Origin of the sequence: Yersinia sp. 2540 StPb PI, from assembly GCF_052217165.1 — a bacterium.
In the GTDB taxonomy this organism is placed as follows: Bacteria; Pseudomonadota; Gammaproteobacteria; order Enterobacterales; family Enterobacteriaceae; genus Yersinia; species Yersinia enterocolitica_E.
In genome coordinates this window covers 2,326,756-2,352,627 of sequence record NZ_JAZGQC010000001.1, presented here as the reverse complement: position 1 = coordinate 2,352,627, position 25,872 = coordinate 2,326,756, and the positions used below count along the sequence as shown (strand labels likewise).

Here is a 25,872-nt window from a genome sequence, read left to right as displayed (position 1 = left end):
GAATAAGTGAATAAACAATATTTAATCTATTCGTTATAAGGTTTTAATATATATTCAGCTAATTTTAGCGCGGGACATTAGAAAGAAAGAAAAACGGTGCCATTAGGCACCGTTTCTTATCAGCGTTTATACCTTTTATAATCAGTGTCACAGCAGTATTAGCTATGACACCAATGATTTTAGGTATAGATAATAACGCGGTAAGTTGTAAACAACTTAGCCGTAGATATTAGCGCGATCACGCAATTCTTTACCTGGCTTAAAGTGTGGAACGTACTTACCTTCCAATTCAACTTTAGCACCAGTCTTTGGATTACGGCCAACACGCGGAGCACGGTAGTGAAGAGAAAAACTGCCAAATCCTCGGATCTCAATGCGCTCACCTTCAGCTAGTGTTCCAGCCATATGTTCAAGCATTTCTTTCACTGCATCCTCAACGGCTTTAGCCGGTACATGAGATTGCTGGCCAGCAAGTCTTTCAATAAGTTCAGACTTGGTCATATTACCTCCAAGCTTTGCAGCTAAACTACCGTATAGGGGCGGAAAAACCGCCCCCCGTTATTACTCGCCTTTTGCAGCTTTGAACGCTTCTGCCATTGCGCTAGAGAAGTTACCTTCTTCTGGCTTGTTGTTAACTGTAGCAATAGCATCTTTCTCATCAGCTTCGTCTTTAGCACGAACAGACAGGCTGATTACGCGATTTTTACGGTCAACGCCAGTATATTTGGCTTCAACTTCATCACCGACGTTCAGAACCAGCGTCGCATCTTCAACGCGGTCGCGAGTTGCTTCGGAAGCACGCAGATAACCTTCTACGCCGCCTGCCAATTCAACTGTAGCACCTTTAGCGTCAACTGCAGTTACTTTACCAGTAACAATAGCACCTTTCTTGTTAACAGACAGGTAGTTATTGAACGGGTCTTCTGCCAGTTGTTTCACGCCCAGGGAGATGCGCTCACGTTCTGCGTCAACTTGCAGAACCACAGCTGCGATTTCGTCGCCTTTCTTATATTCACGAACTGCTTCTTCGCCTGCAACGTTCCAGGAGATGTCAGACAGGTGAACCAGGCCGTCGATGCCGCCGTCCAGGCCGATGAAGATACCGAAGTCAGTGATAGACTTGATTTTACCTTCAACGCGGTCGTTTTTGTTGTGAGTTTCTGCAAACAGCTGCCATGGGTTAGATTTGCACTGTTTCAGGCCCAGAGAAATACGACGACGTTCTTCATCGATGTCCAGAACCATAACTTCCACTACGTCGCCAACGTTAACAACTTTAGACGGGTGAATGTTTTTGTTGGTCCAATCCATTTCTGAAACGTGTACCAAACCTTCAACGCCTTCTTCGATTTCTACGAAGCAGCCGTAATCAGTCAGGTTAGTTACACGACCAGTCAGCTTGGTGCTTTCTGGGTAACGTTTAGCGATAGCAACCCATGGATCTTCGCCAAGCTGTTTCAAGCCCAGGGATACACGAGTACGTTCGCGGTCGAATTTCAGAACTTTAACAGTGATTTCGTCGCCCACATTGACGATTTCGCTTGGGTGTTTAACACGTTTCCAAGCCATGTCAGTAATGTGCAGCAAGCCATCAACGCCACCCAGATCAACGAATGCACCGTAGTCAGTCAGGTTCTTAACGATACCCTTAACTTCCATGCCTTCTTGCAGGTTTTCCAGCAATTGATCACGCTCAGCGCTGTTCTCAGATTCGATAACTGCACGACGAGAAACAACTACGTTGTTGCGTTTCTGATCAAGCTTGATGACTTTGAACTCAAGCTCTTTGCCTTCCAGATGCAGAGTATCGCGAACTGGGCGCACATCAACCAGTGAACCAGGCAGGAACGCACGGATACCGTTCAGTTCGACTGTAAAGCCGCCCTTCACTTTGCCGTTGATCACACCAGTAACGGTTGCAGCTTCTTCGTAAGCTTTTTCCAGCATCAGCCATGCTTCGTGACGCTTAGCTTTTTCACGGGACAGCAGAGTTTCACCGAAGCCGTCTTCAACAGCGTCCAGAGCAACGTCAACTTCGTCACCAACTTGAATTTCCAGTTCGCCTTGCGCGTTCTTGAACTGTTCTGCTGGAATTGCTGACTCAGATTTCAGACCGGCGTCAACCAGTACGATATCTTTATCGATAGAAACAACAACACCACGGACAATAGAGCCCGGACGTGTTTCAATTGTTTTCAGGGATTCTTCAAAGAGTTGAGCAAAAGATTCTGTCATGTTAATAATCTTCAGGATTCTTAAGTTTAACGTCCATCTAGCATCCCGCCGGATGGGGTTGTTTCACATGCCTCGCCACAGATCCTTGCAGCAAGGTTAAAGTGCTCATCAAAAATAATTTTAATTAAAAAATAAATCGTTGAGAGCTCAGAACTGACCGCATTGTCGTTATTTTTTCAACGGCAACGCTAAAATTCGTTGGGCATAAGCCAGCGCCTGTTCGATCACCTGCTCGATGGACATACTGGTTGAATCCAGTACCAACGCATCCGCCGCAGGGACTAAAGGTGCAATAGACCGGTTACGATCACGAGAGTCTCGCTCCTGTATCTCGGCCAAAAGACGTTCAAAGTTAACATTAAACCCCTTTTCCTGCAACTGTAGCATACGTCGGTGTGCGCGTTCTTGCGAACTTGCATCAAGAAATATTTTCACCGGCGCATCAGGGAAGACCACTGTCCCCATATCGCGACCATCGGCAATCAGGCCCGGTGCTTCACGAAATGCTCGCTGGCGGCGTAGTAATGCCTCACGGACTCGCGGGAAAGCCGCGGCCTGAGATGCAGTATTCCCTACAGTTTCGGTGCGGATTTCATTGCTGACATCCTCACCTTCTAAAATCACTTTTAACTGCCCATTCTGTGAGACAAAACGAACATCGAGATGTGCGGCAAGTGGAACCAATGCCTCTTCGGTGCTGATATCAACCTGATGATGCAGGGCCGCTAACGCCAAAACCCGGTAAATCGCCCCCGAATCCAGCAAGCGCCAGTTCAACGATTCAGCCAAAGCTTTGCAAAGCGTACCTTTACCTGCACCACTTGGTCCATCAACGGTTATCACCGGGGCTATCGCCGTCATTTCTCTCTCCTTTCGGTAGGCAAAACCTCTTGTCTACCCAGCAGGGCAAACACAGGAGCAGCATTATACGCCGCATCGATGTGAACTGTTACCCTCGCGTGGTTCAGTTGCTGAAAATAAAACCATAAGCCGTGGCTGGAGTGTAGAAGAGATGTGAAAGATAGCCAGAAAAAACATTTATTCTTATTTGCCAACAAAGAAATTGCTATCCGTCTATAAAATAGGGAATGGGTACCGACGGGTACCCATTAGAGGTCAATAAATTCGGCGCAAAAAGGTCAGGCTGTCTGGCTCAGATTGGCCAATTGTTCAAAGTAGTCAGGGAAGGTTTTAGCGGTGCATTGAGGGTCAAGAATCGTCACCGGTGTATCAGATAACGCCACCAGTGAGAAGCACATCGCCATACGGTGGTCATTGTAAGTCCCTATTTCAGCGGCAATTAATTGCACGGGTGGCACCACACGAATATAGTCTTCACCTTCTTCAACTTCCGCACCCACTTTTCTCAGCTCAGTGGCCATCGCAGATAAGCGGTCAGTCTCTTTTACCCGCCAGTTATAGATATTACGAATAACCGTCGGGCCATTGGCAAACAGTGCGGTGGTAGCAATGGTCATGGCCGCATCAGGAATGTGATTCATATCCATATCGATACCCTGTAATTCGCCACGGCTACATTCGATATAGTCATCACCCCAGCTAATTTTTGCGCCCATTTTTTCCAGCACATCAGCAAATTTGGTATCACCTTGCACGCTTTTTTTACCGATACCCGTGACACGCACGGTGCCACCTTTAATTGCCGCAGCGGCTAAGAAATAGGACGCAGAAGACGCATCGCCCTCAACCAAATAAGTGCCCGGAGTGCGATATGTCTGGCCGCTTTTTATATGGAACAGTTGATAGTTCTCATGCACCACATCAACACCGAAGGCTTTCATCAGATGCAGGGTAATATCGATGTATGGCTTAGAGACCAGAGTGCCTTGAATCTGAATGTCGGTATCTTGCTCAGCCAAGGGGGCAGTCATCAGCAATGCTGTCAGAAATTGGCTGGAGACACTACCATCGACGGTCAGTTTTCCACCACGGAAACCACCACGTAAGCGCACCGGCGGGTAGTTCTCTTGCTCCAGATAATCAATCTGCGCACCGCCCTGACGCAAGGCATCAACCAAGTGGCCAATTGGCCGCTCTTTCATCCGCGGTTCGCCGGTTAGTACGATGTCGCTGTTACCCAAGCAAAGTGCCGCAGCCAATGGGCGCATTGCCGTACCCGCATTGCCTAAGAACAGTTCCAAGGGTTGGTCTGCGACCAATTTGCCACCTACACCATCCACTTCACATTGAGTGCGATCAGCCGAAAGGCGGAAATTCACCCCCAATGCCTGCAAGGCATCGAGCATATGGCGAATGTCGTCACTGTCTAACAAGTTATTCAGCTGGGTCGTCCCTTCGGCCAGCGCTGCCAGAAGAAGTGCACGGTTAGAAACACTTTTAGAACCGGGTAAGTTAACGGTGCCATTGATCAGAGCAATGGGTTGTAAAGTCAGGGATTCCAGCATGGGAAAAGCACTCTCCAGTCTTCTATGTGCAAATAAATATATTTTAAATAAGGGTGATACTCAGTCTGAGTAGACAAACATCCGCCCGGAGGAATCAACCATGGCGGCGTTCAAAGTCAGCCATAAAATCTGTTAAGACTTTAACGCCTTCAATTGGCATCGCATTATAAATCGATGCCCGCATCCCACCAGCAACACGATGGCCTTTTAAGGCTTGCAAACCCTGCTCTTGTGCCTCGCTAAGGAACACTTTATCCAAGGAGGCATCCTTCATTTGGAATGGCACATTCATCAAAGAGCGGTTGGCGTGAGCCACCTGGTTGCGATAGAAACCGGTCTTATCGATCGCACCATACAATAGATCAGCTTTCGCCTGATTACGTTTTTCCATTTCAACCAAACCGCCCTGCTCCTTCAACCATTTAAACACCAGGCCAGAGAGATACCAGGCAAAAGTTGGCGGCGTGTTGAACATGGAATCGTTATCGGCCAGCACCTTATAATCAAGGATCGATGGCAATTCAGTGCGAGCTTTACCTAATAAGTCGTCGCGCACGATAACCACTGTCAGGCCAGCGGGACCGATGTTTTTCTGGGCTCCTGCATAAATGACACCATAGCGACTGACATCAATCGGGCGAGAAAGGATAGATGATGAGTAATCGGCAACGACAACTTTATCGCCAAAATCCGGATCTTCTTTGATAGCCAGCCCATCAATGGTTTCATTTGGGCAATAATGTACATAAGCAGCATTATCACTCAACTGCCATTGTTTCATCGGCAAAATACCCGTTAGACCATTATCGTGGGTTGTCACATCGATAACGTTAGGGACACAGTATTTTTGTGCTTCTTTGACTGCACTGTGTGCCCAATAGCCACCGTCAATATAATCAGCACTGTTGTTGTCGCCGAGTAAATTCAATGGCACTGCGGCAAACTGCGCGCGCGCGCCACCATGGCAAAATAACACTTTATAATTGGCCGGAATTCGTAACAGATCACGCAGATCTTCTTCTGCGTCTTCAGCAACCTGAATAAATTCCTTACTCCGGTGACTGATCTCCATCACCGATGTCCCCAAGCCATGCCAGTTACGTAATTCCTGTTCCGCACGACGTAAAACTTCAACCGGTAACATCGCAGGCCCTGCGCTAAAATTATAAACTTGTGTCATTTCCCCTCACCACACTCAACTGAGATTGCCATCGTTATCATTACTCGGTTTTATCATCCGAGTCCGCCTGCTGCAACGGTTATTCACTGGCAAGGGAGAAACTCTCAACCCCAGCGATAGCAGGCTGTGCGTTATCATGTCATTAATTTGGAATTATTCACCAAAAGCTACCGAACCAAGGTGTTAGCGCACGATAGATGACTCATTTTGCTCGTTGATGGCCCAAAGCTTCAACCCAGTGGTGGTGACCACAACGTTGACAGGTTTTCTCTGCACCGCTGGATAACGCCACTATCAGGCTGCACTGGCTACAGGCATACTCCGCAGGTTTTTCAATGGTGACCAAGGGGTTAACACAGCATTTAGGTAATACCGGCAAACCGGGTTTGACATGTTCTTGCGCGAAGAAAAACACACTGATTGCACCATTGACTTCCAGGATGGCCAGCCGTACCTGACCAAGATGCTCGACACCTTGTTGGCGCAACTCCATAAAAAACTCATCATGGGTAATATTTTCCTGCTGCATGGTTTCCCAAACAAATATTCCATCACTGATGATGATCAACGGCTTCCCTTCCATCCACTGCTGTATTTTTTCGCTGCGTGACATCAAGAAAGTAGAGAGGCGGTACAAAATCATAATGCAGATAAAGACCATTACTACTGGCAACATCGGCACATCTTCATAAAAAGTGACATCACCCGCAGCGGATCCCAATGTCAAAATGATCACGACTTCGAATAGCGACATCTGCCGCACGCCACGGCGACCACTCAGTTTGAGGAATAAAAAAACCAAGACAAAGGTGAATAAACAGCGCATGCCCACTTCGGCCAAGAATTCGATGGGGAATTTATCCAGTGCCATTCGTTTGAGATCAAATGTTTGCATTTATAGTTGCCCAATAACTTTTGATTCATTAAAGATAGTCGCCGGACGGCATGGGCGGATTTATTTCAGATTAGTGGTAATAAAGCAGATACGGAGGCCGAAGCCCCCGTCAAAGACTTATTGAATCAATATGCGTGGAATAGCTTTTGGATCTCTTGCGGTTTTTGCGTTTGGGTTAATGCCAATTGCAGCAACACACGTGCTTTTTGTGGATTGAGTGAGCCGGATGCAACAAATCCATATTTGGTGTCATCAACTTCTGCATCTTCCGTGGTAGAACCAGTAGGCACACGGGATGAACGCACAACAGCAACCCCACTGTGTGCTGCCGTTGCCAGCGTATCAAAAACAGAATGATAAAGGTTACCGTTACCAACACCGGCACTGACAATCCCTTTATAGCCATCAGCAATCAGCGCTTTAGCCGGTAAATCAGAGGCATTGGCATAGTTATAAATAATGCCCACTTTTGGTAATTCACTCAGTTTGCTGATATCGAAAGCGGGTTGTCTTGGCGCGGGTTGGTGCAGATAATTCACTTTACCGTCATAAATAGACCCCAAGGATCCGGTATTCGGTGACTGGAATGTCTGCACCGAGGTGGTATTGGTTTTCATCACATCACGGCCACTTAGCACTTGGTCATTCATCGCTACCAGCACACCACGTTTAGCTGAATTGGCATCACTGGCGACGACCACTGCATTATAGAGATTCAGCGGACCATCTGCACCCAGGGCAGTTGCCGGGCGCATCGCCCCAACCATCACCACCGGTTTATCGCAATTCACCGTTAAATCAAGAAAATAGGCAGTTTCTTCCAGAGTGTCAGTGCCATGTGTAATCACGAATCCGTCTGTTTTGGCACAATCGGCATTAATTTTTTTCGCCAACTTCAGCCAGACCTCGTCATTCATATCCTGAGAACCGATATTAACCACTTGCTCGCCCTGAATATTGGCGATTTTTTTCATTTCCGGCACCGCGTTTACCAGGGCATCAACCCCCAATTTACCGGCTTTATAGTTAGATTTAGTGGCTGAATCTCCGCCACCGGCGATAGTTCCCCCGGTTGCCAATAGGGTGATATTGGGTAGAGCAAAGGCCGAACCGCTGATCCCTGCTAAGATTCCGGCTAAGACAGTTAGCTTTATAGATTTCACATTATGACTCCGTTATTTATAAGCTAGTGAATTATGCGGAATATCCATACTGAAACTGTGACATTTGCTGCGCTTTAGGAATACATGGAGCTATTAACTAAAACCCCGTATGATTGCGCGTTTTTAGTACCGCCAAAAAGTGACGACAATGACCCAAACCTTTATTCCCGGCAAAGACGCCGCGCTGGAAGACTCAATATCTCGCTTTCAGCAAAAACTGAGCGACCTCGGTTTTAATATTGAAGAAGCCTCTTGGCTTAACCCGGTTCCTCACGTTTGGTCGGTACATATCCGCGACCGTGATTGCCCGTTGTGCTTTACCAACGGCAAAGGTGCCAGCAAGAAAGCGGCACTGGCTTCGGCCTTAGGTGAATATTTCGAACGCTTATCCACCAACTATTTCTTTGCTGACTTCTATCTGGGCAAAGCCATTGCCGAAGGTGATTTCGTTCATTATCCCAACGAGAAATGGTTCCCGATCCCAGCAGATAACTTGCTGCCAGAAGGCATTCTCGATGAGCGCCTGCTGGCGTTTTACGATCCAGAGCAGGAATTGGTCGCCAGTGATCTGGTGGATTTGCAATCAGGTAACGCCAAACGCGGGATCTGTTCATTGCCATTTACCCGCCAGTCAGATTTAGAAACCGTCTATATTCCAATGAATATTATCGGCAATCTGTATGTCTCAAATGGCATGTCTGCGGGCAATACTGCCAATGAAGCTCGGGTACAAGCTCTGTCCGAAGTCTTTGAACGTAAAGTTAAAAACCGTATTATCGCAGAATCTATCAGCTTGCCGGAGATCCCTGCGGCGGTGTTAAACCGCTATCCAGGTGTGGTAGAAGCCATTGCCAAGCTGGAAGAAGAAGGTTTCCCAATTCTCTCTTACGATGCCTCTCTAGGTGGCGCTTATCCGGTTATTTGCGTAGTGCTGTTTAACCCGTCGAATGGCACCTGTTTTGCCTCATTCGGTGCACATCCTGATTTTGGTGTCGCGCTGGAACGTACCGTGACTGAGCTATTGCAGGGCCGTAGCCTGAAAGACCTGGACGTCTTTACCGCGCCGACCTTCGATGACGAAGAGGTGGCAGAGCACACCAATCTGGAAACCCATTTTATCGATTCAAGTGGCTTGATCAGCTGGGATATGTTCAAAGACGAGGCCGACTATCCATTTGTGGACTGGAGCTTTAAAGGCAGCACAGAAGAAGAATTCGCTACCCTGATGGCTATCTTCAAGCAAGAAAACGCCGAAGTGTATATCGCTGATTATGAGCATTTAAGTGTCTATGCCTGCCGGATTTTGGTACCAGGCTGGTCTGATATCTATCCTGCCGAAGATTTGCTGATGGCGAACAACACCATGGGTGTTCATCTGCGAGACAGGTTGCTGGCCCTGCCCGGCAGTGACTCGCAGCCTGAGGAATATCTGGCGCTCATTCAGCAGTTGGATGATGAAGGGTTGGATGATTTCGCCCGCGTGCGTGAATTGCTGGGTATCGCCTCGGGTAAAGATAACGGCTGGTATACCCTGCGTGTCGGTGAACTGAAATCCATGCTGGCATTGGCTGGGGGTGATTTGGAGCAGGCACTGATTTGGGTTGAATGGACGCAAGATTTTAACTCTTCAGTCTTTACGGCAAAACAGGCGAACTATTACCGTTGCCTGCAAACCCTATTGTTACTGACTCAGGAGCCGGATCGTGAAGCGGCACAATATTACACTGCCTTTGTGAAAATGTATGGTCAGGAGGCGGTAGATGCAGCCTCAGCGGCCTTGGTGGGTGAGGCGCGCTTCAATGGCCTGTTCAGTGTTGATGAGGATCTAAAAGCCTTACCCGCTCATCAGGCACTACTAGGTGCTTATGAGAAGTTGCAAACTGCCAAACGCCGCTATTGGGCTAAAAGCGAGTAAACATTTTCTGCCAGCAAATAGCTAAATGCTAATCAGCAGAAAACGACCCACGGTGTTGTCTTTTGGCAGCGCCGTTTAATTTAGTACTGCAATTAATCCTGACGAAAATAAATACAAATCGCCGCGCTCAACAATTGTTTTTGTCATAAAAAAACGTTATTTTCTGACGCCGTAATAGCACCTTTAGACAAACATTATTTAGCGACCAGATAAAATAGATAAATAGGTGAATGAATAGTTAATTTTTAATGACTGATAATAATAAAAATAACTACAAATACTCCTTTTAGTTAACCTTCTCAACGGCTTTAAAACAGTCCAATCAAAATTATTTGTAAATCTTAAAATATTTTTTTCAATTAATAATCAATAAGTTAATAGCATTACCCCTATATTTTATGGTGTTTCACAGCTAACTAAACTCGCGCAATATGATCCATATCAATTTTCACGCTATACTGCTTTGCTAGTATCTCGTTGTGCTTTATTAACCCTTAAGAGAGAGTTAGTGTGAAAGCTGACAACCCCTTCGATGCATTATTACCTGCGGCAATGGCTAAAGTAGCCGAAGATGCCGGTGTCTATAAAGCCACCAAGCATCCGCTAAAAACCTTTTATTTAGCGATTACTGCTGGTGTGTTTATTTCAATTGCGTTTGTTTTTTATATTACAGCGACTACCGGTACTGCTGGCGTGCCTTTCGGCTTTGCCAAATTGGTTGGTGGTATTTGTTTCTCCCTGGGGCTAATGTTAGTGGTGGTGTGTGGGGGTGATCTCTTCACATCGACCGTACTCACAACTGTCGCTAAAGCCAGCGGCCGTATCACATGGCGTCAATTGGCATGTAACTGGGTTAATGTCTATATTGGGAATCTGTTCGGTGCACTGTTCTTTGTGTGTCTTATTTGGTTCGCAGGCCAACATACTGTGGCGAATGGTCAATGGGGTCTGAATGTTTTGCAAACAGCCGACCATAAATTGCACCATACTTTTATTGAAGCAGTGTGTTTGGGTATTTTAGCTAACCTGATGGTCTGTCTGGCGGTATGGATGAGTTACTCCGGCCGTACCATAATGGATAAAATGTTCGCGATGATCTTACCGGTGGGGATGTTTGTTGCCAGCGGCTTTGAGCATAGCATCGCAAATATGTTTATGATTCCTATGGGCATTGTGATTAAAAATTTCGCTTCGCCTGAGTTTTGGCAATCCATAGGATCAACACCTGAGCAATTTGCTCACTTAACCGTAAGTAACTTTATTATTGATAACCTGATCCCAGTCACCATCGGTAACATCATTGGTGGCGGATTATTGGTTGGGTTGACTTATTGGGTAATTTATCTGCGCGGTGACCAGCAACATTAATATGTGGCCGCTACGTCTGGTTTTCGAAGAAATTAACATTAAAAGGTAGATGCATTATGACCGAACTTAATGAAAAATTGGCCAAAGCATGGCAAGGTTTTACCAAGGGTGACTGGCAGAACGGTGTAAACGTTCGTGACTTCATCCAGAAGAACTATACCCCTTATGAAGGCGATGAGTCCTTCCTTGCCGGCCCTACCGATGCGACCGACAAACTGTGGGCGCAGGTTATGGAAGGCATCAAACTGGAAAACCGCACCCATGCGCCAGTTGATTTCGATACCGACGTAGCTGCAACCATCACATCTCATGATGCTGGCTATATTAATAAAGATCTGGAAACCATCGTTGGCTTGCAGACTGAAAAACCATTGAAACGTGCACTGATCCCATTCGGTGGCATTAAAATGGTAGAAGGCTCTTGCAAAGTTTATGGTCGTGAACTTGACCCACAACTGAAAAAAGTCTTCACCGATTACCGTAAAACACACAACCAAGGTGTGTTCGACGTTTATACCAAAGACATCTTGAACTGCCGTAAATCTGGTGTACTGACTGGTTTGCCAGATGCCTATGGCCGTGGCCGTATCATCGGTGACTATCGTCGTGTAGCCGTTTACGGTATCGACTTCCTGATGAAAGACAAACTGGCTCAGTTCAATTCATTGCAAGATGATTTGGAAAACGGCAAAGACCTGGAAATGACTATCCAGTTGCGCGAAGAAATTGCTGAACAGCATCGTGCTCTGGCTCAAATCAAAGAAATGGCGGCCAAATATGGCTGTGATATCTCAGGTCCGGCAACTAACGCCCGTGAAGCAGTACAGTGGACCTACTTCGGCTATTTAGCTGCAGTTAAATCCCAAAACGGTGCGGCAATGTCCTTCGGTCGTGTATCTACCTTCCTTGACGTGTACATCGAACGTGACATGAAAGAAGGTAAGCTGACTGAAATTGAAGCGCAGGAATTGATTGACCATTTGGTTATGAAACTGCGTATGGTTCGCTTCCTGCGTACCCCTGAGTATGATGAACTGTTCTCTGGTGACCCAATCTGGGCAACTGAGTCTCTGGCCGGTATGGGCGTTGATGGCCGTACTCTGGTGACCAAAACCAGCTTCCGCTTCCTGAACACCCTGTACACCATGGGGCCGTCTCCAGAGCCGAACATGACCATTCTGTGGTCTGAAAAGCTGCCACTGAATTTTAAAAAGTATGCGGCTAAAGTCTCCATCGATACTTCATCTGTGCAATATGAAAACGATGATCTGATGCGCCCTGACTTCAACAACGATGACTATGCTATCGCTTGTTGTGTTAGCCCGATGATTGTCGGTAAACAAATGCAGTTCTTTGGTGCCCGTGCCAACCTGGCGAAAACCATGTTGTACGCAATCAACGGCGGCGTTGATGAAAAAATGAAGATCCAGGTTGGCCCGAAAGAAGCGCCAATGATGGATGACGTGCTGGACTATGACAAAGTCATGGAACGCATGGACCACTTTATGGATTGGCTGGCTAAACAATATGTTACCGCGCTGAACATCATCCATTACATGCATGACAAGTACAGCTATGAAGCTGCGCTAATGGCACTGCATGACCGTGATGTTTACCGTACTATGGCATGTGGTATTGCAGGTCTGTCTGTTGCTGCTGACTCCCTGTCTGCTATCAAGTATGCCAAAGTAAGCACCATCCGTGATGCTGACGGCCTGGCTATCGACTTCAACATCGAAGGCGAATATCCACAGTTTGGTAACAACGATTCACGCGTTGATGATATCGCTTGTGACCTGGTTGAGCGCTTTATGAAGAAAATTCAGAAGCTGCGTACTTACCGTGGTGCAGTGGCAACTCAGTCCGTGCTGACCATCACCTCTAACGTGGTTTATGGTAAGAAAACCGGTAACACCCCAGATGGTCGCCGTGCTGGTGCGCCATTCGGTCCAGGTGCTAACCCAATGCATGGCCGTGACCAGAAAGGTGCTGTTGCCTCTCTGACTTCGGTTGCTAAACTGCCGTTTGCTTACGCGAAAGATGGTATCTCTTACACCTTCTCTATCGTGCCAAACGCATTAGGCAAAGACGACGAAGTACGTAAAGCTAACCTGGCCGGTCTGATGGATGGTTACTTCCATCACGAAGCGTCCATCGAAGGTGGTCAACACCTGAACGTGAACGTAATGAACCGTGAAATGCTGTTAGACGCGATGGAAAACCCGGAAAAATATCCGCAGTTGACTATCCGTGTATCGGGTTACGCAGTACGTTTCAACTCGCTGACCAAAGAACAACAGCAGGATGTAATTACTCGTACCTTTACACAGTCGATATAATTCCCTGCCGCAGTAAAATGGCATAAACTTAAAGGCTCCACTTTAGTGGGGCCTTTATTCATCCAGCGTTGGAGAAATCCTGCTATGTCAGTACTTGGTCGTATTCACTCATTCGAATCCTGTGGCACTGTTGACGGCCCGGGTATCCGATTTATCGTATTCTTCCAGGGCTGCTTGATGCGTTGCCTGTATTGCCATAACCGTGATACTTGGGATACCCACGGCGGTAAAGAAGTTACCGTTGAAGAATTAGTCAAAGAAGCCATCACCTATCGCCACTTTATGAATGCATCTGGCGGCGGTGTGACTGCATCAGGTGGCGAAGCTATTTTGCAGGCCGAGTTTGTGCGCGATTGGTTTCGTGCGTGTCATGAGGTTGGTATCCATACGTGTCTGGATACCAATGGTTTTGTACGCCGTTATGATCCGGTCATCGATGAGTTACTTGATGCCACAGATTTAGTGATGCTGGATTTAAAACAGATGGATGACAGTGTGCATCAGAATCTGGTGGGGGTATCGAATCATCGAACACTGGAGTTTGCCCGTTACTTGGCAAAACGAAACCAGAAAACCTGGATCCGCTATGTGGTGGTGCCGGGTTGGTCAGATGATGATAAATCGGCGCACATGTTAGGCGAGTTTACCCAGAACATGACCAATATCGAGAAAATCGAATTACTGCCTTACCATGAGTTGGGTAAGCACAAATGGGTCGCCATGGGTGAAGAATACAAACTGGATGGGGTGAAGCCCCCTACCGCAGAGATCATGGATCGGGTGAAAGGCATTCTCGAAAGCTATGGTCACAAAGTAATATATTAAGTCATTACAGTTGCAAGCAGCTAATGGTGCGGCAACTTCAAACAAGAAGGGGGGCGTAGTCAGTTAATTAACGCATCCCCATAGATACCGCCAAATTGGGTTATGCCACTGGCGGTATTTTTTTTGTTGTTATATGGCAGCGTAAGGGGTCTGTTGTTTACCTGGCTTACGCAGCAACATCATCAAATACACTAAGGCGACAGCGGCTATCATGATAAACAGTAAATTATCGGAATAGCGCTGCATCAGCAGGGAAGTCATGGTTGGGCCGGTCAGGCTGCCGAGGGTATAACTCATCAGTAATGCCTGATTCATCGCCACTAACTCATCAGCACTGGCCTTTTCACACGCCCAAGCCATGGCGACCGGATAAAGGGTAAAACCGGCACATCCCAGAATAAATAATGCCGGAGCCAGGGCATAATTACCTAAAATGGCTACACTGCCGAGGATGACGACAAACACCTGAATGCGCAGCACCAGTAAACGACCATAACGGTCCGCCATTTTGCCTATCGGCCATTGACCGATAATGCCTGAGCTAACCAGTAAAGCCATCCACCATCCAACGCTGGCATCACTCATGCCCTGATGTGATAGATAGAGCGGCAACAGGCCATAGAGCGAACCTAACAGTATCCCTGAGATAATGCAGCCATTAATGCCCAGGCGAGCGCTACGGCGCTTAAGCATCGGCCAAATGGCAATGTGTGAGGACTCACTGCTACCCTGATGCGAGAAGTGGGCAAACAACAGCGGCAGCATGGCCGTAATGACCAATGTACTGACCCAAGGGATAACATTGAGTAATTGCGTTGACACGACACCTAATAATAATTGCCCGGTGACGGTTCCCAGATAATAGACCATCATATAAGCCGCCAGCAGTTGCCCACGGTTGGTTAATGTGCCACTACGCAGTAACGCACTCTCAACAATGACCCAAATCAGAGCGCAGGCGACGCCCGCCAAAAAGCGCCATCCCAGCCAACTCCAGAAATCCACTGATAGCATTAATCCGCAAGTCGCCAACGCAAATAAAAAACAGGCGTAATGGTAGCTGCGATTAAATCCAAATTGCTGGATCAAGCGCCCCGCAATCAATGTCCCAACCAGATTCCCACTAAAATAAGACGAGCTAACCATCCCCACCTGCCAGGTTGGCAATTGTTGATGAGATAACCATAAGGGAACCAATGTATTTAACACCGCGATAGAAATCGTAAACAGCAAAAGCCCACAGAGCAGAAGCAGAACCGGGCGAGAATATGCGGACATAATAAGACAGGAGCCGTCGGGACGATAAAAGTGAGCGCATCATGCCACCGGCGATATAAAAGTCAATTACTGCGCGGGAGGGGATAGCACAATATGTTGGAAGCACCTACTGACAATCTTCAGCCTTTACTCTGGCTATACGCCAAAAAGAAAAAGCGCCCTAAGGCGCTTTCTGCATATTGGATTAGTGATTAATCCGTATGTTATTAACCGATAAAGTCCAGGCCACCCATATATGGGCGTAATACTTCTGGAACCTCAATTCGGCCATCTGCCTGCTGGTAGTTTTCCAGCACTGCAACCAGGGTGCGGCCAACCGCCAAACCAGAACCATTCAGGGTATGAACTAAACGGGTTTTTCTATCGGTTTTATTGCGGCAACGAGCTTGCATACGGCGCGCCTGGAAATCCCACATGTTAGAACAGGAAGAGATTTCACGGTAAGTATCCTGCGCTGGCAGCCATACTTCCAAATCGTAAGTCTTGCTGGAACCAAAGCCCATATCACCAGTACACAGCAGCACTTTGCGGTATGGCAGGTCCAGTAATTGCAGAACTTTCTCTGCATGACCGGTCAACTCTTCCAGTGCCTCCATCGAATCTTCCGGGCGAGTAATCTGCACCATCTCAACTTTGTCGAACTGATGCATACGAATCAAGCCACGGGTATCACGACCATAGGAACCCGCTTCAGAACGGAAGCATGGGGTATGGGCCGTCATTTTCAATGGCAGAGTGTCTTCTTCCAGAATCTCATCGCGTACCAGATTGGTCAGCGGCACTTCAGCGGTCGGAATCAGTGCATAGTTACTGCTATCTGACTCTTCTTCCAGCGGTTTGGTGTGGAATAAATCTTCACCAAACTTAGGTAACTGGCCAGTACCGTACAAAGTGGCATGGTTAACCAGATAAGGAACATAAGCTTCTTGATAACCGTGTTTTTCGGTATGCAGGTCCAGCATAAACTGGGATAACGCACGGTGCATACGGGCTATTTGCCCTTTCATTACCACAAAACGCGCACCGGTCAGCTTCACTGCGGCAGCAAAATCAAGGCCACCGGCCATTTCGCCCAGCGAGACGTGATCTCTCACTTCAAAATTATACTTACGCGGCTCACCCCAACGGCTGACTTCAAGATTGTCTTTCTCATCTCTACCCACAGGGACAGAATCATCTGGCAGGTTAGGAATAGATAACGCCAGTAAGCGGATTTCGTTTTGCAGTTTGTCCAGCTCGGCCTTAGCCGCATCCAGCTTTTCACCCAGCGCATTTACTTCCAGACGTAATGGCTCGATATCTTCGCCACGCGCCTTGGCCGCACCAATCAATTTCGATCGGGAGTTACGTTCTGCTTGCAGACTTTCTGTTTCAACCTGTAAAACTTTGCGGCGCTCTTCTTGTTGGCGCAACATCTGAACATCAAGTTTAAAACCTCTGCGAGCAAGTTTTTCGGCGACTGCGTCTAGCTCATTGCGCAGCATATTGGGATCGAGCATGCTAGTCCTGTGCTTGTAGTTATAGAATGCCTTTCATCTTTGAAGTTGCAGCGGTATTAGCAGCGTTCTCTCACCCGAATCACTTACCTCAGTAAACTCATCGAGACTCGCTTACTTGCTGCCTACCTGCCACTTCAACTATTTTGGGCATAATGGTTATTAAAGGAGAATTTCATGACATAAGCGGTATAAACAGCCACTTACCATATAGCGCTAACCTTACCGCAACAGCAAGACTAGCGGTAGCGTTTTATCGGGCTATTTTGATCCTGCTCAGCCAACCATGCCAGCTTTTCACCGATTTTACCTTCCAGACCACGGGATGAGGGTGAATAGTAGCGAGTCGCGGCCATTTCTGGCGGGAAATAGTTCTCACCCGCAGCATAAGCATGCTGTTCATCATGGGCATATCGGTATTCCGCCCCAAGCCCCATCTCTTTCATCAGTTTGGTCGGTGCGTTACGTAGGTGTTCTGGCACATCAAAGTCAGGCTTATCACGCGCGTCCTGCATCGCTGCTTTAAACGCGGAATAAACCGCATTACTTTTTGGTGCACAAGCCAGATAAACAATGGCCTGAGCAATCGCCCTTTCACCTTCTGCCGGACCGACTCGAGTAAAACAGTCCCACGCTGATATAGCCACTTGCATAGCGCGTGGATCCGCATTACCGACATCTTCCGAGGCAATAGCCAATAAACGGCGGGCGACATAAAGGGGATCCCCCCCTGCGGTGATAATACGCGCATACCAATATAGCGCCGCATCCGGGGCCGAGCCGCGAATGGATTTATGCACCGCCGAGATCAGATCATAATAACGATCACCTTTGTTATCAAAACGGGCGCTCCGCTCGCCAGACACTTCTTTCAGCAAATCAGGGGTTAATACTCGCACCCCGTTGGCATCTATTTCTGCCATATCTGCCATCATCTCAAGGCTGTTTAACGCGCGACGAGCATCACCACCAACCAGCTCCGACATCATGCGGCGGGTCTCGTCCGGCAGTTTGATATTCTGCCCACCGTAGCCACGGCTGCCGTCTGACATCGCTTGATCGATCACTTTCTCGATATCTGCGGCGGTTAATGCCTTAAGCAAATAAACCCGCGCTCTGGAGAGCAATGCCGAATTCAGTTCAAACGAGGGGTTTTCAGTCGTAGCACCGATAAAGGTAATAGTGCCATCCTCAATATGCGGCAAAAAAGCATCCTGCTGGCTTTTATTGAAACGATGGACTTCGTCAACAAACAAGATAGTGCGCCGACCAGCATCACGGTTTTGCCGTGCGCGTTCGATGGCCTCACGAATCTCTTTAATACCAGAGGTCACGGCAGAAATGCGTTCCACATCAGCTTGACCGTAACGACCAATAATTTCGGCCAATGTGGTTTTGCCCGTTCCAGGTGGCCCCCAGAGGATCATGGAGTGTAACTGCCCCGCAACGATTGCCCGTGGTAGCGGTTTACCCGGTGCCAGCAAATGTTGCTGACCAATATATTGATCCAACGTCAAAGGCCGCATCCGCGCGGCCAGTGGCTGAAACTCATTTTGGGAAAAGTCGAGGGACATATTACTCACACAAACCTCACTGCCGCTGGTCGTCCAGCGTCACCCCTTTTGGTAGGGTAAATTTAAATTTGCTGGCGTCAGCCGAGCTATTTTGCTGGCCTTTCAGGGTGTAAGCACTGCGCTGCCCATCTTGCTCAACCGCAGTAAAACTCTTGATAGTCCCCGTTGGCGTAACTGTAATGGCAAATTGCTTCAGATTACCGCTGGCACTTTTAGGTGTCAGTTCAAAATCATCACCTTTCTGCTTAACATTGTACTGTTTCCAGTCATCCGGGTTGTTGCGGGTAATCAGCATAAACGGGGTGTTACCGGTTGCATTCTTCAACCAGGTTGCCGTGGCCTGCTCAACAAAAGGGTTGTAGAACCACAAGGTTTCCCCGTCTGAGATAAGTACGCTTTCATCCGGTGAGGTCATATGCCAGTTAAACAGATTTGGCCGTTTCACCCACAGCTCCCCTTCACCTTCCTGCACCGTCGCGCCATCAGCGCTGGTCACTTTTTGCGAGAAATTAGCATGGAAACTGTTCACCTTACTCAGACGACCTTGCAAATCGGTACTGACATCCGCCAGAACTGAAGCTGAAATTAAACCCGATAACAGACAGCAAGCAACAAGCAGTTTTTTCATTATTCTAAATACCTTATAAAATTCTCTGATAAATACGGGGTTATGCTTCTTTGCATAAGGGCCGCAAAGCGGCCCTGTCTATACTCGTCATCTTTCAAGATGCAGGGGTGTTGGCTGCCATCACTACTCGGCCCGTCCATGGACCTCGCCTCTGCGAGGCCGCGGCAAGCAGCGTTCAAATCTGCTCCTGACAGATTTGTCACCCAACTCATTGAGTTATCTCAACTCCTTGGGTTCATTTCGTTGCCGCCTACCTGCAACTCGAAATCTATTGGGTATATGTTAACTTCCTCAGAGCAAAATATGACTATTCATGTGGCGGCGGGGCCAACACTTCACGATTACCATTATGGCCCGGCGTACTCACAATCTGCTGGGCTTCCATCTGTTCGATAATACGTGCAGCACGGTTATACCCAATACGGAATTGGCGCTGCACGCCAGAAATTGACGCCCGGCGCTTCTCTAACACAAAGTTCACGGCCTGATCAAACAGTGGGTCCAGCTCTTCATCACTGTCCAATCCAAGACTACCGCCTTCCCCTTCTTCACTACCACTAAGAATGCTCTCAATGTATTGAGGACGACCTCGAGCTTTCCAATCATTAACCACGGCATGCACTTCCTGGTCACGGACAAAGGCACCGTGTACACGTACCGGAATCGAAGAGTTTGGAGCCATATACAGCATGTCCCCCATCCCCAGCAGTGATTCCGCGCCGCCCTGATCGAGGATAGTCCGTGAGTCGATTTTACTGGAAACCGTAAATGCGATACGGGTTGGAATGTTAGCTTTTATCAAACCGGTGATAACATCTACCGATGGGCGCTGGGTAGCCAGCACCAGATGGATACCGGCAGCACGGGCTTTTTGTGCCAGACGTGCTATCAGTTCTTCAACTTTTTTGCCCACTGTCATCATTAAATCGGCAAACTCATCCACCATCACCACGATATAAGGCAGTTTCACCAGCATCGGCGGTGAGATGTCCATGCTATCGGATGGCTTCCAGAATGGGTCAGGGATTGGCCGCCCCATAGCTTCAGCCTGAGCTACGCGCTCGTTATAGCCTGCGAGATTACGCACGCCCAGTGCCGACATCAATTTATAGCGCCGTTCCATCTCGCCGACACACCAGCGCAATGCATTCGCGGCATCCTTCATATCGGTAACCACTTCGGTTAGCAGATGAGGAATGCCTTCATACACCGATAACTCCAGCATTTTCGGGTCAATCATGATAAAGCGCACCTCATCCGGTGTAGCTTTATACAAGATACTGAGGATCATCGCGTTCACCCCAACCGACTTACCAGAACCGGTAGTACCAGCCACCAGCAAGTGTGGCATTTTGGCTAAGTCTGCCACCACCGGCTGCCCGGCAATATCTTTACCAAGCACAATAGCAAGCGGAGAAGGGTTATCACGGAATTTGGCACAGTCGAGCACTTCCCTCAGGTAGACCGTTTGACGATGCTTATTCGGCAATTCAAGTCCGACATAAGGTTTGCCCGGAATAACTTCCACTACACGCACGGCGATAGCTGATAGAGAACGGGCCAAATCGCGGGAAAGATTGGAAATGCGCGACGCTTTAACACCTGGAGCCAAATCCAACTCAAAGCGAGTAATGACTGGCCCTGGAAAAATACCCACAACTTCCGCTTTTACCCGATAATCACCTAAACGTGCTTCAACCAGACGAGCCGTTTGCTCTAAAGCAAACATATCAACGGGTTCTTCCTCCGCTGGCGGAGAAGAAAGTAAATCAAGCGTAGGCAGTGGTGTGGTCGGTTTAATCAACGGCTGATCATTACGCATCAGGAACGGGTGAATCAAGCTGTCCATTGCTGGCGTTGGTTGCACCGGGGCGACAGGTGGTACCGGTATTGTTGGCTCAACAGCAGACGGGGCTATTACCGGAGCATGTGCTGTTGTCGGTGCATAAGTAGGCGTTGCCGCAGACTGCGTATAGGGTGCTGGCACCGATGTGACTTGCCCTGAATGCGTTTGATGCACTGATGGCTGCTGATATTGCGCTGGTTGCTCAGGCGAAATAGCGTCTGGAGAAGCGGTGGATTCCCCTTCATCAACATAGGGAGAAAGCGTAAACAGCGGCTCACGAGGGCTATCATCAACAAGATCTGCGACCGGCGAGAATGTATAGGCGCGGCGGATATCAACAGGCTGCATTCCTTCTGCGGCACTGTTTTTGTGATGAGTAGCGTCTTCGTGATGAGTAGCGTCTTGGTGATGAGTAGAGTCTTGGTGATGAATAGCGTCTTGGTGCTGAACCGCCCCATAACGATGCTGTTGTTGTGCTGCGAATGCCTGCCGTAATGCGGCTTCTTCTAAAGCTTGCTCATCTTCTGGCTCAGGGGCGGTGAACGTATTACCGCCTGCGTCTGATGATTGCTCGTAACGCTCGGACTGCTGGTCGGCAAACGCTTTACGCAATATAGCCTGCTGCAACGCATCATCATCTTCTGATAGCGGCTCGCTGTCGAACGACGCTGCATTAACCTGAGGATTTTGCGCTTCTTGTTCGCGTTGTTCCTGCTCCGCCATACGTTGTGAAGGCAACTTGATACCGTAAGAGGCCAACTCACGCCGCGTTGGAATACGCACTGGGTTAGGCCGTGGTAACTCAGGACCGATGCCCTGTTTTACCTGAGAACCGGTGTCACTAGTAGCAGTAAATGCTGGCATAAACGTCGCTGCTGCACTCGCAGCGGCGATGGCTGTTCCCGACAAACCGTGATGAGACAATGGGTTATTTGACAAGCTGCTATTGATCAATGGGTCACTAATCAGTGGATCACTGGCCGAACTTACTGCGGCCAAACCATCAAGGGCACGGCCAAAACCAGTGTTCGTATTAGGAACGCTATCGACCTGATCACTATGGCGCTGTGCTGTTGAGAAATCGAACGGCGAATGGCTGACAGGTGCAGGTGGTACATCCCATGCCCCCATTTGTGGCTCTGGCCGCTCAACAGGCGTGGCAACACGAGTCTGAACCGGTGATGGCGTCTCTTGCGGAATTTCAAACGAATATAACGGCGGTGTCGCTGTCGAGTTAGCCGTCATCGGTGCCGTGCTATGGCTGCTAACAGACTCGGCTATCGCCCCAGGAGCAGGTTGATAGTCATCATCTGTTGCCCGCAGGCTGCTTAATAGAGGATCATAGTCGCCATTGGACCCAGGCACTGGGGATAAGGCCGGCTCAGGCACATTGGTGATGGCGTCGGTTGCTGATGGCGCGGAGAATAGCACGTCGTCGTCAGCATGAGCCGCAGATGCCGCAAGTGCGGCGCTAGCCGCGCCTACTGCTAGCGCTTTATTTGAAGCCGCCCCCTGCTCTTGTTCAGCAACGTCGGAATCTTCAACCTGATAATCGTCATCTTCATCGTCATAGCGTTCTTCACGACGTGAGCGATTAGTCATAAATGTCAGTGAGCCTAAGACCACCCCGCCAATTTTCTCAGCAATGACCAACCATGACCAGCCGGTAAACAGCGTCAGGCCAACAGCCCAGATACAGAGCAATGTCAGTGTTGCCCCGACACCATTGAACCACGGCAACATGGCATTACTGAACAAGCTGCCAATTACCCCACCAGAGGCAAAGTAATAAAGATCGTCAACATTCAATGCAGCCAGGCCACATGACGTTAAAATCAGGGCTAATGTGCCAATCAGGCGTAAAGAAAGAGCAAAGTAATCGACGTGTTCATTGGCATCGCGCTGACGGAAAGCCGCCCAGCACAACATCACCATAATCACAGGGATTGCGTAAGCCAAAACACCAAAGGTGAAGAACAGTGTATCGGCCATCCAGGCACCAATACCCCCACCAAGATTGTGGATAGGCTCGTGCCATGCAGTCTGGGACCAGCTTGGGTCCGAAGGATTAAAACTGAGCAGCGCCGCCATCAGGTAGGCTGCCAAAATTGTCACCACAATCAAAACCGCCTCAAGTAAACGACGCCCGCTGCTGAGTTTTTTCAGGGTAACTTCTTTATCTTCTGTATATTCCTGGCTCAAGAAAGGCTCTCCAGGTTCCTGTTAACTGGTATGAGTGACAACGCCGAGAACCCTCCCGGCGTTGAAACTGTATGAATAAACAGGAGTGTAACCAAATTACTCAGGTTTTGCACCTGCCTGTTTACCGCGTTTTAATGACTAGGCGGTTACTCTGCTTCACTTCTTCCATGACCACATAGGTACGGGTGTCATTGACGCCCGGCAGGCGAAGCAAGGTCTCACCGAGTAATGTACGGTAAGCAGACATATCAGGTACGCGGGTTTTCAACAAATAGTCGAAATCGCCGGAAACCAGGTGACACTCTTGAATTTCCTCAAGATTTTTAACAGCGGCATTAAATTGCTCAAACACATCCGGAGCGCCACGATTCAGAGTAATCTCAACGATAACCAGCAGCGACGCATCCAAATACTGTGGATTAAGCAGTGCTGTATAACCATGGATGAAGCCCTGACGCTCTAAGCGGCGAACCCGTTCCAAACATGGTGTTGGTGATAATCCTACTCGTTTTGAAAGCTCAACGTTAGAGATACGCCCATCCTTTTGTAATTCATTCAGGATGTTACGATCTATACGATCAAGCTCTTTCCCCGGGCGTTTTTTATTATCTATCATCTTATAGTCTCTCTTAATTTCCTTGAGTCTGTGACATGCTCTCATCGTGCTTATACTTCGAGCCTGCTACAGACAACGACCCGCAGCCTGTTTTATGCAAATATATCAACACGTTGTTATCTCACACCCTGTCTGTCCAACTGTATGCGAGGTACTCGATGATTATTAGCGTTGAGGAAGAGATAGCACATCACGAACCGCCGTAGAAACTCCCCCCTACAGTTGTTCGAGAACTTACTTCACACGCCATCCAGCATTAATCGAAAACGTTCCAGGGTTTTCGCTTGGCATCACTGATACCAAATCTGAAATTTATGGCGCGCAGATAATTTCTTCTTCCACTGATGTTTTCGCAAATGCACAGCCGATTGTCAAAGTAAAAGAAGTTAAATCAGTAGAACGTGCCAGAATTAAAATCCCAGAGTGTTTCCCTTAGCTATTTTTTCGCCCTAAATTTGCTATAAAATGGTGCAAAAAGGTGGTTTAGTGTCATGGCTATTTTTTGCTCAATCGGCTTGCAAGCCACATGTTTTATAGGGTTAAAGCTTTTCAGCGCGAGTTGGCGCGTAACGTAAAAATTAATTTGGGTCCAATTTGCCCGTAGCCTGACGTCGCTTCACCGCTAACTGCCGATTCTTAATACATTTAGTTCATTAAATAGGCATCACCTATCAAACAAATCGCTAACAACATTTTTGTCTGCTTTTTTTAATGCCCAATTTTCCCTACAATCGCTAACATTGTCCGCCATTGTGGGAAAGAGGTATTCATGAGCACGGCTAAACATAGCAAATTGATTATTCTGGGTTCTGGCCCTGCGGGTTACACTGCGGCGGTTTATGCTGCACGCGCCAACCTGAAACCTGTATTGATTACCGGAATGGAGAAAGGCGGTCAGTTAACCACCACCACCGACGTGGAGAACTGGCCTGGTGATCCTGAAGGCTTGACTGGCCCTGCTCTGATGGAGCGGATGCATGAGCATGCAGAAAAATTCCAAACAGAGATTCTATTCGATCATATCAATAGCGTGGATTTGCAAAACCGCCCATTCCGCCTGTTTGGTGATGGTGCTGAGTACACCTGTGACGCGCTGATTATTGCTACAGGGGCTTCTGCCCGCTATCTGGGAATGGCGTCAGAAGAAGCCTTCAAAGGCAAAGGGGTCTCTGCCTGCGCGACTTGTGATGGTTTCTTCTATCGGAATCAGAAAGTGGCGGTAGTCGGTGGCGGTAATACTGCGGTTGAAGAGGCGTTGTATCTGGCGAATATCGCAGCTGAAGTTCATTTAATTCATCGTCGTGATAGCTTCCGCTCAGAGAAAATCCTGATTGATCGCCTGATGGAAAAAGTAAAAAACGGCAACATCGTATTGCACACTGATCGCACCTTGGACGAAGTTTTGGGTGATGACATGGGTGTCACCGGTGTCCGCCTTAAATCCACCAAAAACAGTGAGACAGAAGAGATTGCTGTTGCTGGCGTCTTCATTGCGATTGGTCACAGCCCAAATACCGCCATCTTTGATGGTCAACTGGCACTGGAAAACGGCTACATCAAAGTTCAGTCAGGTCTGCAAGGCAATGCCACACAAACCTCCATTCCGGGTGTGTTCGCTGCAGGCGATGTTATGGACCATATTTACCGCCAGGCAATTACCTCCGCCGGTACCGGCTGTATGGCGGCACTGGATGCAGAACGCTATCTGGATGGGCTAGTAAACGATAAGTAACGATTCCGCATGGGGATCCAAGCGCTATGTGGCGGGTGGTTTACGATAAGTGAACCACCCGTTTTTTATTTTCACTCGCCCGCATCCCAATTAAAAACAGTAAATTACTCCTGTTGTGGAATGCGGCGACTATCACAACCTAATGGTTTCACCT

General features: G+C 48.2%; 18 protein-coding genes. 5 read left to right on the top strand and 13 right to left on the bottom strand.

Translation table 11 applies throughout. From position 1 onward, the window contains the following. Positions 1-216: 216 nt before the first annotated feature. From ihfB to ansB, 7 genes are all read right to left on the bottom strand, one after another. Positions 217-501 (bottom strand): integration host factor subunit beta, encoded by a 285-nt coding sequence (gene ihfB, locus V1956_RS10580; protein ID WP_005184672.1) that lies wholly within the window; start codon positions 499-501, stop codon positions 217-219. Between the two features lie 60 nt (positions 502-561). Further along, complete coding sequence (gene rpsA / locus V1956_RS10575) at positions 562-2,235, bottom strand: 30S ribosomal protein S1 (RefSeq protein WP_004391091.1); 1,674 nt, start codon at positions 2,233-2,235, stop codon at positions 562-564. 168 nt (positions 2,236-2,403) lie between these two features. Further along, the gene (cmk, locus tag V1956_RS10570; RefSeq protein ID WP_050084945.1) at positions 2,404-3,096 is read right to left on the bottom strand and encodes a (d)CMP kinase; all 693 of its coding nucleotides are present in this window, start codon (positions 3,094-3,096) and stop codon (positions 2,404-2,406) included. A 278-nt stretch (positions 3,097-3,374) separates the two neighbouring features. Continuing rightward, positions 3,375-4,661: a 3-phosphoshikimate 1-carboxyvinyltransferase gene (aroA, locus tag V1956_RS10565; protein WP_372559335.1), complete on the bottom strand. Its 1,287-nt coding sequence runs from the start codon at positions 4,659-4,661 to the stop codon at positions 3,375-3,377. A 94-nt stretch (positions 4,662-4,755) separates the two neighbouring features. Next, the gene (gene serC, locus V1956_RS10560; RefSeq protein ID WP_372559336.1) at positions 4,756-5,841 is read right to left on the bottom strand and encodes a 3-phosphoserine/phosphohydroxythreonine transaminase; all 1,086 of its coding nucleotides are present in this window, start codon (positions 5,839-5,841) and stop codon (positions 4,756-4,758) included. 202 nt (positions 5,842-6,043) lie between these two features. After that, entirely contained in the window at positions 6,044-6,736 is a 693-nt protein-coding gene (locus V1956_RS10555; RefSeq protein ID WP_372559337.1) for a DUF421 domain-containing protein, read from the bottom strand. A 125-nt stretch (positions 6,737-6,861) separates the two neighbouring features. Beyond that, positions 6,862-7,899, bottom strand: a complete 1,038-nt coding sequence (gene ansB / locus V1956_RS10550; protein WP_083158435.1) for an L-asparaginase 2 — start codon at positions 7,897-7,899, stop codon at positions 6,862-6,864. Between the two features lie 148 nt (positions 7,900-8,047). Between ansB and ycaO the strand changes: the two genes are divergently transcribed. From ycaO to pflA, 4 genes are all read left to right on the top strand, one after another. After that, entirely contained in the window at positions 8,048-9,814 is a 1,767-nt protein-coding gene (ycaO, locus tag V1956_RS10545; protein ID WP_372559338.1) for a 30S ribosomal protein S12 methylthiotransferase accessory factor YcaO, read from the top strand. Positions 9,815-10,324: 510 nt separating this feature from the next. Next, positions 10,325-11,182: a formate transporter FocA gene (gene focA / locus V1956_RS10540; RefSeq protein WP_050084953.1), complete on the top strand. Its 858-nt coding sequence runs from the start codon at positions 10,325-10,327 to the stop codon at positions 11,180-11,182. Between the two features lie 56 nt (positions 11,183-11,238). Further along, the gene (pflB, locus tag V1956_RS10535; RefSeq protein WP_083158433.1) at positions 11,239-13,521 is read left to right on the top strand and encodes a formate C-acetyltransferase; all 2,283 of its coding nucleotides are present in this window, start codon (positions 11,239-11,241) and stop codon (positions 13,519-13,521) included. 84 nt (positions 13,522-13,605) lie between these two features. Next, positions 13,606-14,346, top strand: a complete 741-nt coding sequence (pflA, locus tag V1956_RS10530) for a pyruvate formate lyase 1-activating protein (protein WP_372559339.1) — start codon at positions 13,606-13,608, stop codon at positions 14,344-14,346. A 129-nt stretch (positions 14,347-14,475) separates the two neighbouring features. On the opposite strand, the gene V1956_RS10525 is transcribed toward pflA, so the two are convergent. From V1956_RS10525 to lrp, 6 genes are all read right to left on the bottom strand, one after another. Next, positions 14,476-15,624: an MFS transporter gene (locus tag V1956_RS10525; RefSeq protein WP_372559340.1), complete on the bottom strand. Its 1,149-nt coding sequence runs from the start codon at positions 15,622-15,624 to the stop codon at positions 14,476-14,478. Between the two features lie 206 nt (positions 15,625-15,830). Then, entirely contained in the window at positions 15,831-17,123 is a 1,293-nt protein-coding gene (serS, locus tag V1956_RS10520; RefSeq protein WP_442825080.1) for a serine--tRNA ligase, read from the bottom strand. Positions 17,124-17,359: 236 nt separating this feature from the next. Further along, a complete protein-coding gene (locus V1956_RS10515; RefSeq protein ID WP_372569320.1) occupies positions 17,360-18,703 on the bottom strand; it encodes a replication-associated recombination protein A in 1,344 nt (447 codons plus the stop codon). Positions 18,704-18,710: 7 nt separating this feature from the next. Beyond that, positions 18,711-19,322, bottom strand: a complete 612-nt coding sequence (lolA, locus tag V1956_RS10510; RefSeq protein WP_083158429.1) for an outer membrane lipoprotein chaperone LolA — start codon at positions 19,320-19,322, stop codon at positions 18,711-18,713. A gap of 307 nt (positions 19,323-19,629) precedes the next feature. Further along, positions 19,630-23,370, bottom strand: a complete 3,741-nt coding sequence (locus V1956_RS10505) for a DNA translocase FtsK 4TM domain-containing protein (protein ID WP_442825079.1) — start codon at positions 23,368-23,370, stop codon at positions 19,630-19,632. Positions 23,371-23,491: 121 nt separating this feature from the next. Continuing rightward, entirely contained in the window at positions 23,492-23,986 is a 495-nt protein-coding gene (gene lrp / locus V1956_RS10500) for a leucine-responsive transcriptional regulator Lrp (protein WP_002211340.1), read from the bottom strand. A gap of 769 nt (positions 23,987-24,755) precedes the next feature. On the opposite strand from lrp, the gene trxB reads away from it, so the two are divergent. Beyond that, on the top strand, positions 24,756-25,718 hold the full coding sequence (gene trxB / locus V1956_RS10495) for a thioredoxin-disulfide reductase (protein WP_372559344.1): 963 nt from the start codon (positions 24,756-24,758) through the stop codon (positions 25,716-25,718). The last annotated feature ends 154 nt before the right edge of the window (positions 25,719-25,872 follow it).